Annotated in this window: 12 protein-coding genes; 10 read left to right on the top strand and 2 right to left on the bottom strand. The window is 41.3% G+C overall.

What is annotated here, in order from left to right; translation table 11 throughout:
- Positions 1-2 precede the first annotated feature (2 nt).
- Genes K6V21_RS10620 through K6V21_RS10575 form a run of 10 tightly spaced genes read left to right on the top strand, consistent with a single transcriptional unit; the run spans position 3 to position 12,397 of the window.
- Positions 3-635, top strand: a complete 633-nt coding sequence (locus K6V21_RS10620; RefSeq protein WP_224321747.1) for an outer membrane lipoprotein carrier protein LolA — start codon at positions 3-5, stop codon at positions 633-635.
- A complete protein-coding gene (locus tag K6V21_RS10615) occupies positions 610-1,161 on the top strand; it encodes a hypothetical protein (protein WP_224321746.1) in 552 nt (183 codons plus the stop codon). Before K6V21_RS10620 ends, K6V21_RS10615 begins: the two co-directional genes overlap by 26 nt.
- Position 1,162: 1 nt before the next feature.
- Entirely contained in the window at positions 1,163-1,540 is a 378-nt protein-coding gene (locus tag K6V21_RS10610) for a hydroxymyristoyl-ACP dehydratase (protein ID WP_224321745.1), read from the top strand.
- 2 nt (positions 1,541-1,542) lie between these two features.
- Positions 1,543-2,733, top strand: coding sequence for a DUF2062 domain-containing protein (locus K6V21_RS10605; RefSeq protein ID WP_044262475.1), 1,191 nt, complete (start codon positions 1,543-1,545; stop codon positions 2,731-2,733).
- A complete protein-coding gene (locus tag K6V21_RS10600; RefSeq protein WP_224321744.1) occupies positions 2,730-6,587 on the top strand; it encodes a trifunctional MMPL family transporter/lysophospholipid acyltransferase/class I SAM-dependent methyltransferase in 3,858 nt (1,285 codons plus the stop codon). The genes K6V21_RS10605 and K6V21_RS10600 overlap by 4 nt, the downstream gene beginning before the upstream one ends.
- Complete coding sequence (locus tag K6V21_RS10595; protein WP_224321743.1) at positions 6,584-8,074, top strand: phytoene desaturase family protein; 1,491 nt, start codon at positions 6,584-6,586, stop codon at positions 8,072-8,074. Before K6V21_RS10600 ends, K6V21_RS10595 begins: the two co-directional genes overlap by 4 nt.
- On the top strand, positions 8,067-9,734 hold the full coding sequence (locus K6V21_RS10590) for a C45 family autoproteolytic acyltransferase/hydolase (RefSeq protein WP_224321742.1): 1,668 nt from the start codon (positions 8,067-8,069) through the stop codon (positions 9,732-9,734). Before K6V21_RS10595 ends, K6V21_RS10590 begins: the two co-directional genes overlap by 8 nt.
- A gap of 1 nt (position 9,735) precedes the next feature.
- Positions 9,736-11,031 carry a phenylacetate--CoA ligase family protein gene (locus K6V21_RS10585; protein WP_224321741.1) on the top strand — a complete coding sequence of 432 codons (1,296 nt, stop codon included), beginning with the start codon at positions 9,736-9,738 and terminating at the stop codon, positions 11,029-11,031.
- A 58-nt stretch (positions 11,032-11,089) separates the two neighbouring features.
- Entirely contained in the window at positions 11,090-11,659 is a 570-nt protein-coding gene (locus K6V21_RS10580) for a hypothetical protein (protein WP_217715446.1), read from the top strand.
- A 30-nt stretch (positions 11,660-11,689) separates the two neighbouring features.
- Positions 11,690-12,397: a hypothetical protein gene (locus K6V21_RS10575; protein ID WP_217715447.1), complete on the top strand. Its 708-nt coding sequence runs from the start codon at positions 11,690-11,692 to the stop codon at positions 12,395-12,397.
- Positions 12,398-12,480: 83 nt separating this feature from the next.
- Here K6V21_RS10575 and K6V21_RS10570 read toward each other — a convergent pair whose 3' ends face one another.
- Together K6V21_RS10570 and K6V21_RS10565 are read right to left on the bottom strand one after the other, a co-directional pair.
- Positions 12,481-12,858, bottom strand: a complete 378-nt coding sequence (locus K6V21_RS10570) for a MerR family transcriptional regulator (RefSeq protein WP_217715448.1) — start codon at positions 12,856-12,858, stop codon at positions 12,481-12,483.
- Positions 12,859-12,863: 5 nt separating this feature from the next.
- Positions 12,864-13,832, bottom strand: a complete 969-nt coding sequence (locus K6V21_RS10565; protein WP_007215113.1) for a M23 family metallopeptidase — start codon at positions 13,830-13,832, stop codon at positions 12,864-12,866.
- Between the last annotated feature and the right edge of the window lie 92 nt (positions 13,833-13,924).

Genomic DNA, 13,924 nt, shown 5'->3' with positions numbered 1-13,924 from the left:
TTATGAGAACCATACTAATAATATTATCAATCATATTGGGTATTTCCTATACCCATGCCCAGACAATGAAGAAGCTAATCCATACCCAGGATTTTGAAAACCGTCTGGCAAAGGAAGCACAAGCCATGCAGTCCATTGAAAGTGACTTTACACAAGTGAAGTACCTGGATATTCTGGATGAGAAGGTAACCTCCAAAGGAAAATTCTATTATCAAAAGAGTGGCAAAATACGTATGGAATACGCCCAACCCGTCAACTACCTAATAGTGATAAACGACTCCCGGCTTAAAATTGTATCGGACGGTAAAAAGAGCGTTATGAGCCTAACCGCCAATAAGATGATGAATCAAATGCAAGATATGCTCACAGCTTGCATGATAGGCGATCTCTCAAAAATGTCTTCCGATTACAAACTGGAATATTTTGAAAATGATTCCTATTATATAGTGAAGATTAAGCCGGTCAATAAAGCCATACAAGCCTACATTTCGGAAATTGAGATATATCTGGATAAGAAAGATATGTCGGTTTACAAATTACGTCTTTCCGAAACAGCCACCAATTATACGGAATATGAGTTTTACAACAAGAGATTTAATGCTTTGAAAGATGAAACAAAGTTTTCTATTCGCTAATCTGATCTTTATTCTGTATCTATTCACTTCCTGCGGCTCCTCAAAAACAATAGCCGGAGATGCCACATCTTATGTGACACCTATCATTTGCGCTGAAGAATATTCGCAAAAATACAATATGCAGTTAGACTTCATGAAGCATCACTTCAGCGGTTTATTAATTGTACGGAAATTGCCGGATAATGAAATAAGAATATTGGCATCTACTTACTTCGGCCTCAGTCTTTTTGATTTTTCACTCCGGGAAAATGAATTTCACGTCAACAGCTGCATAGAGCCCATGAAGAAAAAGAAAATGCTGCTATTACTGGAAACAGACTTCAGGAATCTATTTTTAAGTGGAAAGAATATCCGCATCAAAAAGAAAAGTGGTACCTTTGAAAAAAGAGTCACAGGCAGAGGATTTGGAAAATCAGTATTCTATCTATCGGAGTTCGCGTCAGGACATCCCGAACAGATAAAAATCAAACATCCCTGGCTGCGACTAAGTATACAGTTGGACAAATTAAAAGAAAACCCAAACTAATATGGCTGAACTTCTTTCCAATTTCTATAAAGTCACGCACTCTGAGCATATCAATGAAACAGACTGGGTAGTGCAAGTCATGCTCAACCCACAACATGCTATTTATAACGGACACTTTCCACAACAGCCCGTAGTTCCGGGCGTTTGTATGCTGCAAATAATAAAGGAGTGCATAGAGAAAATACAGCAAGCTCCCCTACAATACAAGCAAATAGCCTCATGCAAGTTTCTTTCTGTTATTAATCCGAATGAAACACCGGAATTAAAGCTCTCATTGACTATCAAGAATAACGAAACGGATACATTCCAGATTCTGGCTGAAGGAGCATCCTCAAAAGATATCTGTATCAAATTAAAAGCACAACTAATCGTCAAATAAATATGGAAGAACGTAGCGAGGAACTATGGCATGAGAAAGCCAGGCAACTTGGTATTGTAGTTATTATACCTACCTACAATAATGAAAAGACGCTGACTACCGTAATTGAAGATGTACTCTTCTATGTAGAAGATATCATCGTTGTCAATGACGGCTCTACCGATAGCACCCCTACTCTTCTGGAAAACTATCCGAACCTGCATATCATCACCCATCCTACCAATAAAGGAAAAGGAACTGCCTTGAAAAACGGATTGAAGCAGGCCAAAGCAGCCGGCTACCGATATGCCATCACTATAGATTCCGATGGACAGCATTTTGCTTCGGACATTCCTATTTTCATGGAAGAAATAGAAAAAGAACCGGATACGTTGCTGGTAGGCGCCCGTAATCTGACTTCGGACAATATGCCGGGCAAGAATACTTTTGCCAATAAATTCTCCAACTTCTGGTTTAAACTTGAAACCGGAGTAAAGCTTCAGGATACCCAATCGGGTTACCGGCTCTATCCACTACATAAAATCAATGTGCAGAGATTCTACTATACCGCTAAATATGAATTTGAGCTTGAAGCACTGGTCTTTGCAGTATGGGGAGGAACTACAGTCCGCAATATACCCATACATGTCTATTATCCGCCTCAGGAAGAACGTGTCTCCCACTTCCGTCCTTTCCGGGATTTCACTCGCATCAGCATATTGAATACCTTCTTAGTGTTCATTACTTTCCTCTGGATTTATCCGCGTAACTTCTTTCGGAAACTAACCTGGAGTAATTGCCGGAAATTCTTCCGGACTCACATTACACAGTCCGAAGAATCGAATCTGAAGATTACCTATGCCATTATGTTAGGTGTATTTATGGGAATAGTCCCGATTTGGGGATACCAGATGCTTGCCACTTTGTTTTTGGCTCATGTGCTTAAACTCAACAAAGTAATAGCTATTGTAGCAGCTAATATCAGTATTCCTCCCATGATTCCTTTCCTGTTATATGGCAGTTACCTGACAGGATGTAAAGTCCTGAACAGGCCGGTTGAACTTCATCTTACCGATATTTCATTTGAAAATGTGAAATCGGTTTTAGAGCAATATTTAATTGGAAGTGTTATCTTTGCAACCGCTTGTAGTATACTGGCAGGTATTATAACGATCAGCCTGCTTACTATATACAGAAGGCCGAAAACAACATGACTCAGTTCTTTATCAGACTATATAATTATTTTCAAAGACACAAAGTTCTCTTCTACTTGTCACTCTGTGTTTGTGTCCTTTTTATGGGGTACTTCGCCTGGCAAGTCAGGTTTGAAGAGAATGTGACCCGTTTCTTTCCTGATAAGAAAAACAGCCAGAGCATCACCAAAGTATTTGATAACCTAAAAATAAAGGATAAGATTATCATCTTAATCTCTCCTGCCGACTCTACAGTAACTCCGGATTTAATGATAGAGGCCGGAGACCAACTGAAACAAAACTTATTAGAAGAGTCTAACCAAACCTGGATTAAAGATATCTTTTCGGAAGTAGATGAAACAACCATTGAAACAGCAACAGATTTTGTCTATGAAAATCTTCCGCTGTTCCTGACGGAAAAAGACTATCAGCACTTCGACTCACTCTTAACGCAGGAAGGCATAGAAGCCATGATGCGAAAGAACTATACCAACCTTCTTTCTCCCGCAGGTATAGCATTGAGAAGTTATATACAAAGAGACCCGTTAGGACTTGGGAATAACGTATTAAAGCATCTGCAGGATTTTCAGTTGGAAACCAATTATGAAATCAACAACGGACACATCTTTTCGAAGGATGGAAATACATTGTTGATGTTTATGACTCCGGTATTCGGAACAGGAAGTACCGGTGAGAATGAAAATCTGATCCGAATACTTGAAAATGAGTTGCAACAGGTTCAGAAAGAGTATCCTTCCATTCATGCATCTTACTTTGGAGGTCCCTCTGTCAGTGTCTATAATGCACGGCAGATTAAAAAGGATACCATTATTACTTCTTCGATCGCACTGCTGATTATCATTGTTTTCATCTCGCTGGTATTTAAGCACAAGAAATCAATCCCTCTCATTGTCACTCCCGTTTTATTCGGGGGATTGTTCGCTTTATGCCTGATCTACTTTATTCAGGGATATATTTCTGCAATTGCCGTAGGTGCCGGATCGGCTATTCTGGGTATTGCGCTGAGCTACTCCATACACATGCTGGCTCATCAAAATCATGTTTCTACCGTCCAGCAATTGATTAAAGAAATAACTTATCCGCTTACAGTAGGCAGTTTCACTACAATTGGTGCATTCTTCGGACTTACTTTTACCACCTCCGAACTACTGCGCGATTTTGGTTTGTTTGCTTCCCTGGCGCTTATCGGTACTACTCTTTTCTGTCTCATTTATCTTCCGCACTTCCTGAAAGGACAAGCTGATGTGAAGCAAGGCAGGGTCTTACGCTTTATTGAAAAAATCAATGCCTATCCTTATGAAAAGAACAAGTGGTTGGTAGGCGGCATCGTTATTATTACACTCATCAGCGTGTTTACTTCACAGAAAGTAAAGTTTAACGAAGACATGATGAGCCTCAACTATGAGCCTCAACACTTGAAACAGGCAGAGGCTAAACTGGAGCATCTTTTCAATGCCCAAGAGAAAACCGTGCTTTTTGTCAGCGTAGGTAAGAACATGACGGAAGCACTCGAAAGTTATGCAAATACCAATCAGCACTTATCCACTTTTAAAGAGCAGGGACTTATTAAAGCGTATGCATCTGCCGAGCAATTCTTAATTTCACCGGAAGAACAGCAAAAGCGTCTGGAACAATGGAACCAGTATTGGGGAGAGTCGGGAAAGATACCAACTATTCGCAAATACATAGAAGACGCCGCCCGTACCTATCACTTCCGGGAAGGTAGTTTCAATGCATTTTACCAATGGTTAGAACACCCATTCCAGCCCTATAATTATCAGGACGATACAAATAGCATTGCCACTACCCTACTGAACGAATGGCAAACAAGTGCTGACTCCATCACGATGCTCGTTACCCAGGTACGCATCACTGATGATAATAAGGAAGAAGTCTATCAACAATTCAAGGATAATACGGATGTTGTAGTCTTCGACCGGAGTTATTTCACTAATCAATGGGTCTCTGCCATCAATAATGACTTTTACCTGATACTTTATATTTCTTCATTCCTTATATTCCTGGCTCTATTGATTTCGTACGGGCGTATAGAATTAACCCTGATCAGTTTCCTGCCTATGCTTATCAGCTGGACCATTATTTTGGGCCTGATGGGGATTCTGGGTATCGAATTCAACATTATCAATATTATCCTCTCTACTTTCATTTTCGGTATCGGAGACGACTTCAGTATCTTCATCATGGATGGACTCCAAAACAAATACCGGACAGGAAAAGCGATCTTGAATTCCCATAAGACAGCTATTTTCTTCTCTGCATTCACAGCCGTTGTGGGAATGGGAACTTTAGTATTTGCCAAACATCCCGCCCTGCAATCCATTTCACTGATTTCCATCCTTGGAATGGCAGCGGTGGTATTAGTAGCCTATACCATACAACCTATTATTTTCCAGTTCTTTATTGCTAAACCGGCTTCCAAGGGATTACCCCCGTATACCTTGATAGGCTTACTCCGCACGATCATCCTTTTCATGCTCTTCGTTACAGGATGCATCATTCTGAGAATTTTCATTTTCTTATTATACCTCATTCCGGTACGCCGCGGTTATAAGCAACAGCTTGTTTGCCGGATTATCAACATTACTTGCAAAGGTATATTGACAGTAGCAACATTCGTACGTAAAGAACACATCAACGTAACCAATGAGACATTCAAAAAACCGGCTATCATAATAGCTAACCATCAGTCTTTCATTGATATCCTGGAGTTATTATCTTTTTCCCCGAAGATTATCATGATAACCAATCACTGGGTATGGAACTCCCCGGTATTTGGAAAAATTATTCAATATGCAGGTTTCTTCCATGTAGACGAAGGATATGAACTTTGTGTGGAACGGATGCGGGAAAAAGTAAGAGAAGGATACTCCATCGCCATTTTCCCCGAAGGTACCCGGACCTATGACGGCAAGATGAAACGTTTCCATAAAGGTGCTTTCTATTTATCAAAAACTCTGCAATTGGATATTATTCCTATTCTGCTATACGGCAATGGAGAGATTATAGCCAAGGCACAACCTTTCTATGTCCGCAAAGGCATTATTTACTCTAAAATATTGCCTCGCATACTTTATAACGATGATTCATTCGGAACGACCTATCAGGAACGTACCAAGCGCATCTCTTCCTACATGAAAGAAGAATATGCACGTATTTGCCTGGAAAAGAATACACCGGCGAATCCGGCATTTTATGAGGCATTGGTACTGAACTATATCTATAAAAGTCCTGTCATCGAGTGGTACATCCGCATCAAAGTAAAGATGGAACACAATTACCAGTTATTCAATCAACTGATTCCGATGAAAGGACAGATTACGGATATCGGTTGTGGTCTCGGTCCTCTGTGTTATATGCTGTCTATGATATCCAAAGAAAGGCAAATAGTAGGAATCGATTATGATGAAGATAAAATAGCTATAGCTCAACACGGCTGGCTTCGTGGCGAAAACCTTCGCTTTGAACATGCTGACGCATCGGTTTATGAGTTCCCGGAAAGTGATGTCTTCATCCTGAATGATGTATTGCATTACATGAGTTATGAACATCAACATGACTTGCTAGTGAGATGCGCCAATCTTCTTCGTCCTGAAGGAATGATTATCGTACGTGATGGAAATTCCGCTGAGACCCATAAACATCGGCTAACCCGCCTCACGGAAGTTCTCTCTACCCAAGTTGTCAAGTTCAATCGCACTACGGATGAGCTCTGCTTCACCTCCGAAGCTCAAATTCAAAGCATAGCCCGGGAGTGTGGAATGGAAGTAAAGACTATCCGAAACGATAAATATACATCGAATACCATCTATATACTTAAAAAGCAATTGCCATGAGTAAGTATGACATCATCATCATTGGAAGCGGATTAGGTGGCTTTGAATGTGGAGCCATACTTAGTAAAGAAGGGTATAACGTATGTGTGCTCGAAAAGAACGAACTGTTTGGAGGATGCTTTCAGACCTATCGCCGGAAAGGACATTTGTTGGATACAGGAATTCATTACATAGGTAGTCTGGACGAAGGACAAGTCATGAATCAGTTTTTCCGGTATGTAGGAATCATGGGGCACCTCAAAGTCCGGAAACTGGATGAAAATGCTTTTGATAAGATTTTCTATAAGAATCACGTATATGATTACGCAATGGGATACGAACGCTTTACCGATACCCTTTGCCAATCATTTCCTCACGAAAAAGAAAATCTCCGGCAATATACAACGTTACTGAAAGAAGTAGGCAACCTGATCAGTGTGGACAATCTGAAGAAAGGTATTATTTCTACTGAAGGAATGAAGTTCTTCAATACCTCAGCAGCAGGAATGATAGATAAGATTACCACCAATCCTGATTTGCAATCGGTATTGGCCGGCTCGGCACTTCTGTATGGTGGTTTAAGAGAACATTCCAACTTCTATGAACACGCCATGATTAACAACTCCTACATACAAGGAGCCTATCGGTTCATTGACGGAAGTATGCAAGTGGCCTCTGAAATGATAAATGTAATACGCACTCATGGCGGAACAGTTTTGAACAACAGTGAAGTCACCCGTATCATTGTAGAGAACAATCAGGTAGCAGGGGTAGAGATAAACCATGCAGAGCGGATAGAAAGCAAGTACATCATCTCTAACGTACACCCCAAACAAACATTAACCTTGCTGGACAAAACCCGCTGTATCAAAAATGCCTATATCTCCCGTATCAATTCTTTAGAAAACACATACGGCATTTTCACTCTTTATCTGATTATGAAAGAGAAAAGTTACCCGTATCAGAATCAAAACCTCTATCTGCATGGAGACAACGATGTATGGTATGATAAGAAAGTCAATATGGGATATACCACCAATTGCATGATCTCCACACAAGCATCTTCCCGCAACAGTGATTATGCAGACGTCATTTCCATTCTGACTCCCATGTATATAGATGAACTGTCCGCCTGGCAGGATACACTTCCCGAACAACGAGGTGAAGACTATAAAGCCTTCAAAATGGAAAAAGCCAGGCAATTGTTGGAGTTCATCAAAAGCCACGGGATCGATTTTACCGATCACATCGAGACTATGTATACCACTACTCCACTTAGCTACAGAGACTTTACGGGTACTTGTGACGGTTCCGCCTATGGAATTATCAAAGATTACAAATGTCCGCAAATCGGCTTTGTTTCCACCCGAACCAAACTGGGAAACTTATTTCTCACAGGACAGAACCTGAATGTCCACGGTGCTTTAGGAGTAACATTAACCTCCATCATCACTTGCGGCGAATTACTCGGACATGAATATTTAGCTAAACGAATAGGCCATGCATAAGATAGTAAAGAAAACAATTAAATATACGGCATGTGGCATAGGGGTACTTCTCCTTGCCATTATCCTCTTTGTTAGCATACTCTATTTCTCTGCGGATATGCTGACTCCCGACTACACCCCAAAAGCCAACGGAGAATTGGTACAGACAGATAGTCTTCGGGAATATGCGGGCAATTATCTGCGGCAAAGCAACAGTGGTCTGTGGGAATTGAAGGTGAGTGGCGACGCATTCCAGCGCGGTGAGGCCATAGGCAAACTTTCTTCTGATTTGCTATACTATCAGGAAAAAGTCTTCGTTGACCAGATACGCGAAATCGTACCTTCTGACAACTATCTTAAATTCCTCCGCTTCTTCATCGTACTTTTCAACCGTAATTTAGGAAAGAATGTCCCGGAAGAGTTCAGAGATGAAATTTATGGCATTTCGCTCTCCTGTACCCATGAGTACGACTTTATCGGTACTCCCTACGAACGCCAGCTCAATTATCATTCGGCTCACGATCTGGGACATGCCATGCAAGATTACATGTTGGTAGGTTGCAGTTCCTTTGCCACCTGGGGAGAAAACAGTGCCGACTCTTCCCTCATCATCGGACGCAATTTTGATTTTTACATGGGGGATAAGTTTGCACACAACAAACTGGTATCTTTTTATCAGCTCGAGCAAAGCTATAAATTTGCATCTGTAGGTTGGCCGGGTATGATCGGTGTACTTTCGGGCATGAATGAAACCGGACTCACGGTGACTATCAATGCTGCAAAATCGGACATGCCGACTGCTTCCGCCACTCCTATCTCTATCCTGACCAGAGAGATACTGCAATATGCCTCAACAATTGATGAAGCTTATGCCATCGCCTTGAAGCGGAAAACATTTGTTTCCGAATCCATACTGATCGGTTCTGCGCGGGATGGCAGAGCCGCTATCATTGAAAAGTCACCGGAGAAAACGGCACTCTTTACGAGTGGCGGTAATCAGATTATTTGTACAAACCATTATCAATCAGAGACCTTCCGCAACGATGAACGCAATAAGGAAAACATTGCTACTTCCGATAGTCCCTATCGTTTTGCCCGTCTGCAAGAACTGTTGAAAGAGAATAATCCTATCGACCCGATGAAAGCTGCTTCCATACTCCGCAACCAAAAAGGAGTGGACAATATTGATTTGGGCATGGGTAATGAAATGGCTATCAATCAACTCATAGCCCATCACTCTGTTATTTTCCTGCCAGAGAAGCAGATCATGTATGTATCCACTTCTCCCTGGCAATGCGGCAAGTATATGGCATACGATCTGAACAAAATATTCAGCGATACCATAGATTTCCATCACGAAATCGCCACTTTGAATCTGACTATTCCCGAAGACAACTTTATCAGGCAAGCAAGCTACAAACAGTTCATGGCTTATAAACAGCTAACGAAGCTCATCCGGGAAAAGACCCAACGGAAAGAAACAATAGAAACAAAAGTCCTGAATCTTTATGAAGCATCCAATCCTTCGTTCTATTACGTTTACGAAGTATTGGGAGATTATTATGCTGCAATACAACAAACAGATACAGCTATAACCTATTGGCAGAAAGCACTAACAATGCCCATACCCAAACAAGCAGAAAAAGTACGAATCCAACAAAAAATCAACAAAAACCAATAATATGGAAAAGAATCCAAACATACAGTTTCGTTCTCCTAAAGAGATTAAATTGTATCAGGAAGCCAGACTCACTGAAACCTTGGCTTACTTGCAGGCACATTCCCGCTTCTATCAGCAAATGTTCAAAGAACATTCCATAGACATCACCCGAATCAAGAAGATAGAAGACCTCCAACAAATTCCCGTTACCACCAAAACAGACCTGCAACTACATAATAGTGAATTCATCTGTGTAGACCCGGATGATATTATCGACTATGTCACCACTTCCGGAACTTTAGGAGATCCGGTTACTTTTGTACTGACCTCCAAAGATCTGGACCGTCTGGCATACAACGAGTATTTGTCTTTCAATACTGCCGGATGCAGCCGACACGATATACTGCAACTGATGACTACCATAGACCGCCGCTTCATGGCAGGGCTGGCGTACTACTTGGGAGCCAGAGAGCTCGGTATGGGAGTAGCCCGTGTAGGCAACGGTATACCGGAACTGCAATGGGATACCATTCACCGTATTCACCCTACCTGCGGCATGGTCGTTCCTTCATTCCTGATTAAATTGATAGAGTTTGCCGAAAGAAATCAAATTGATCATAACACCTGTTCTATGAAGAAGTGTGTATGTATCGGCGAAGCACTGCGCAACCCTGACTTTACATTGAACACCCTTGGACAGCGTATCAGCGAAAAGTGGCCGTCACTCCAACTCTATTCCACTTATGCCTCTACGGAAATGCAATCGTCCTTCACCGAATGTTCCGAATTCCATGGCGGACACCTGCAACCCGAGCTTATCATTGTAGAATTTCTGGATGACAAGAACCTTCCGGTGAAAGCAGGAGAACCGGGAGAAGTAACCATTACCACCTTAGGGGTGGAAGGCATGCCTTTACTTCGTTTCAAAACCGGAGATATCTGTTACCAATATACGGAACCTTGTGCATGTGGCAGAAACACCATCCGGTTAAGTTCCGTGCTGGGACGAAAAGGACAAATGATAAAATACAAAGGAACAACTCTGTATCCACCTGCATTATTCGACATATTAGATGATATTCCCCGGGTAAAGAACTATGTTGTTGAGGTGTACACCAACAAGTTAGGTACAGACGAGATACTGATTCGGATTGGCAGTGACGAGAACAGCGAAAGCTTTGCCAAAGAAATTAAAGATTTATTCCGGTCTAAAATACGGGTAGCTCCTACTATCCGGTTTGAACCGGCAGAATATATCTCCCAGATACAAATGCCTCCGATGAGTAGAAAAAGCATCAAATTCTTTGATTTACGATAACTAATTTCTAATTTTGACAGAATAATAAACTGAGTACTGATTCTAAATTATTAATTGTATGAAAAAGTTATTCACCCTTCTGTTCCTTGCAACAAGCATGATTTGTTTCGGACAAAACAAGAACTTCCTTAAAGAAGTTGAAAGTATCAATTTCTATGGAGTGGACTATTCAGCGGCTAAAGTATTTGGCGCAGCAGAAACCCCGGCACAATTTAAAGTGGCATTTGATGGAATTAACCAATTGTTCATTACCGAAGCCAAGAAATATGACGTAAGTAAGAAGCTGAAAGTAAGAGTTAATGAAATCTCACTCGATGCTGTCAATCAGGTCAATGAAGCTATCGATCCACAAGAATTGATGACGACCAATGCAAGCTATGTGCTGAGTGAAGATCAGATTAAGCAAATTGTAAACGCACTTCCCACGCAAAAGAAACCGGGTATTGGCTTGGTTATCATTGCCAAATTACTGAACAAAGCAGAAGCATACGGTTCTTATCAAGTAGTATTCTTCAATACGGAAACGAAAGAAATAATACAGGACTGGGCAACCGGTGGTAAAGCAAGAGGTTTCGGGCTGCGTAATTATTGGGCAGGCTCCATCCATAAGGTTATTAACAACCTCTAACACCAATAAATATACTAAAAACAAAATACAATGAAAAAATTACTATTATTATTCACTTTACTAGTAGGTATCAGCCTTCACTGCGCAGCACAAAACTATACCGAAGTTGTTTATTTGAAAAATGGAAGTATTATTCGCGGCATTATTGTCGAACAAATACCCAACAGTTCACTGAAAATACAAACTGCTGATGGAAGCATATTTGCCTATCCAATGAATGAAGTTGAGAAAATCACGAAAGAAGTAGGTACTTCAAAGAATAAATACCAGAATTTCGGGAAAAAGAGTAGTACTTTGAGAGGGTATAAGGGCTTTGTTGAAACCGGTTACATTTTTGATTTGAGTGATTCTAATGCTAACAGATTTACCTTATCAACTACACATGGTTATCAGTTTAACAATTATCTGTTTGTCGGAGGTGGTTTGGGAATAAATTACTATACGGACGCAGATTTATACTCTGTTCCCATATTTGCCAGCTTCAGAGCAAATTTTACCAAAAACAAGATTACTCCGTTTGCTGATATTAAAAGCGGTTATGCCGCTGGTGATGTAGAGGGGGCCTTTGTTACATTGGGTATAGGTGTACGCTTCGCCCTTGCCAAAAAAATGGCACTGAATCTTAAACTGGAATATGCATATCAAGAATATGATTACGAATACTACTATAACAGCTACTATTACTATGATAATGAGTCAATAAATGGTATCGGAATCAAGTTCGGTTTCGAATTCTAAGTAAAGCAGTTTCTATAACATAAAAGCGGATTGAAGTCTACATCGTGTAGTTCTCAATCCGCTTTTCATTTATTGCAATTCTCTTATCCCTGCTGAATATCTTTTTTCAGTTCCTCCACCTGTTCATAAGTAAATCCGTCAAGGGCTCTCTTCATATTGAGCAGTTCTTCACGAATAGCTTTCAGACGATCTACAATTTCAAAGTTACGAAGAGTGTTTTCTTTATTGTCCTTCATTCGCTGGCGGGCACCGGGTAATGTCATTCCCCGTTCCTTCACCAGATGATAGATCAGCTTCACAGTTTCAATATCCTCTTTGCGGTATTGCCGCACCCCACGACTTCCCTTCTTCGGAGAAAGTTGTGGAAACTCTTTCTCCCAGAAACGAAGCAAGGACTCGTTCACATCGAACATCTGGGCTACCTCACTGATGGAATAATATAATTTCAGGTCTTTATCCATAGCTGTTAATCGAGAACTTTACCATGGTTGGCAGCAATCTGTATCATCCGGTCGTAATCCTCAGCACTCAAGTCCATAAAATAATAGTTGACAGGGTTGACTACCTGACCTTTTACATGAACTTCATAATGCAAGTGAGGGCCTGTACTCTTTCCCGTACTGCCTACCCCGCCAATGACTTCACCGCGCACCACCTTCTTTCCGACCTTAGTACGGAAATCACGCAAATGCGCGTATACAGTCTGATAACCAAATCCATGATCTACCACAATCCGGTTACCATATCCGGTTTGCCACCCCATCTGTATCACCGTACCATCTCCTGTGGCATAAACATCCGTACCCAAAGGTGCCGAGAAGTCCATACCTGCATGGAATTTTGTAGTTCCGTAAATAGGGTCGATACGCGTTCCGTAACCGGAAGCTGTTTTGCGAAGGTCTTTATTGGAAACAGGCTGGATAGCCGGGATACAACGCAACATTTCATCATGGCTCTTACACATATCCACCACATCATCGAAGGAACGTGACTGGATATAGAGTTGCTTGCTGAGCATATCCATCTTCTGAGTTGTATTCACTACCAGATCGGAGTTCGCCATATCCATCAGGTGTTCATAACGGTTAGTGCCGCCATACCCTGCCTGACGAATAGCCGAAGGTACAGGGTCAGCCGCAAATATAACCCGATACAGGTTATCATCACGCTGCTGCACATCCTGCAACACCCCCATTGCCTCGTCCAGACGACGGGAAAGCACATTATATTGCGCTAAAAGTTGGCTATTTTCCTTCCTCAACTCTTTCTCGGAAGGTGAACCGAAGATAATCAGCAGAATAATGAAACTACCTGCCCCTAAGCCCATGCCGATAAACAAACGGCGCAGGAGACTCACCATCCGTTGCCGGACAGTAGGGTAAATACGGTCATAAGTCTGCGTCTGTGGATTATAAATGTAGTAAACTTTGCGCATCTTTTGGAAATATTTCGCTCATTAATACGGCAAAAGTAATAAAAACAAGCTATCTTTGCACAGTTTTTTCAAGAATATTAATACTAAGTAGC

Source organism: Bacteroides cellulosilyticus (assembly GCF_020091405.1).
Lineage (GTDB): Bacteria > Bacteroidota > Bacteroidia > Bacteroidales > Bacteroidaceae > Bacteroides.
This window is presented reverse-complemented; position numbering and strand designations above follow the sequence as displayed.

Coding starts and splice junctions, on each gene's coding strand:
- K6V21_RS10620 (WP_224321747.1), top strand. CDS start 3: ATGAGAACCATACTAATAATATTATCAATCATATTGGGTATTTCCTAT.
- K6V21_RS10615 (WP_224321746.1), top strand. CDS start 610: ATGAAACAAAGTTTTCTATTCGCTAATCTGATCTTTATTCTGTATCTA.
- K6V21_RS10610 (WP_224321745.1), top strand. CDS start 1,163: ATGGCTGAACTTCTTTCCAATTTCTATAAAGTCACGCACTCTGAGCAT.
- K6V21_RS10605 (WP_044262475.1), top strand. CDS start 1,543: ATGGAAGAACGTAGCGAGGAACTATGGCATGAGAAAGCCAGGCAACTT.
- K6V21_RS10600 (WP_224321744.1), top strand. CDS start 2,730: ATGACTCAGTTCTTTATCAGACTATATAATTATTTTCAAAGACACAAA.
- K6V21_RS10595 (WP_224321743.1), top strand. CDS start 6,584: ATGAGTAAGTATGACATCATCATCATTGGAAGCGGATTAGGTGGCTTT.
- K6V21_RS10590 (WP_224321742.1), top strand. CDS start 8,067: ATGCATAAGATAGTAAAGAAAACAATTAAATATACGGCATGTGGCATA.
- K6V21_RS10585 (WP_224321741.1), top strand. CDS start 9,736: ATGGAAAAGAATCCAAACATACAGTTTCGTTCTCCTAAAGAGATTAAA.
- K6V21_RS10580 (WP_217715446.1), top strand. CDS start 11,090: ATGAAAAAGTTATTCACCCTTCTGTTCCTTGCAACAAGCATGATTTGT.
- K6V21_RS10575 (WP_217715447.1), top strand. CDS start 11,690: ATGAAAAAATTACTATTATTATTCACTTTACTAGTAGGTATCAGCCTT.
- K6V21_RS10570 (WP_217715448.1), bottom strand. CDS start 12,858: ATGGATAAAGACCTGAAATTATATTATTCCATCAGTGAGGTAGCCCAG.
- K6V21_RS10565 (WP_007215113.1), bottom strand. CDS start 13,832: ATGCGCAAAGTTTACTACATTTATAATCCACAGACGCAGACTTATGAC.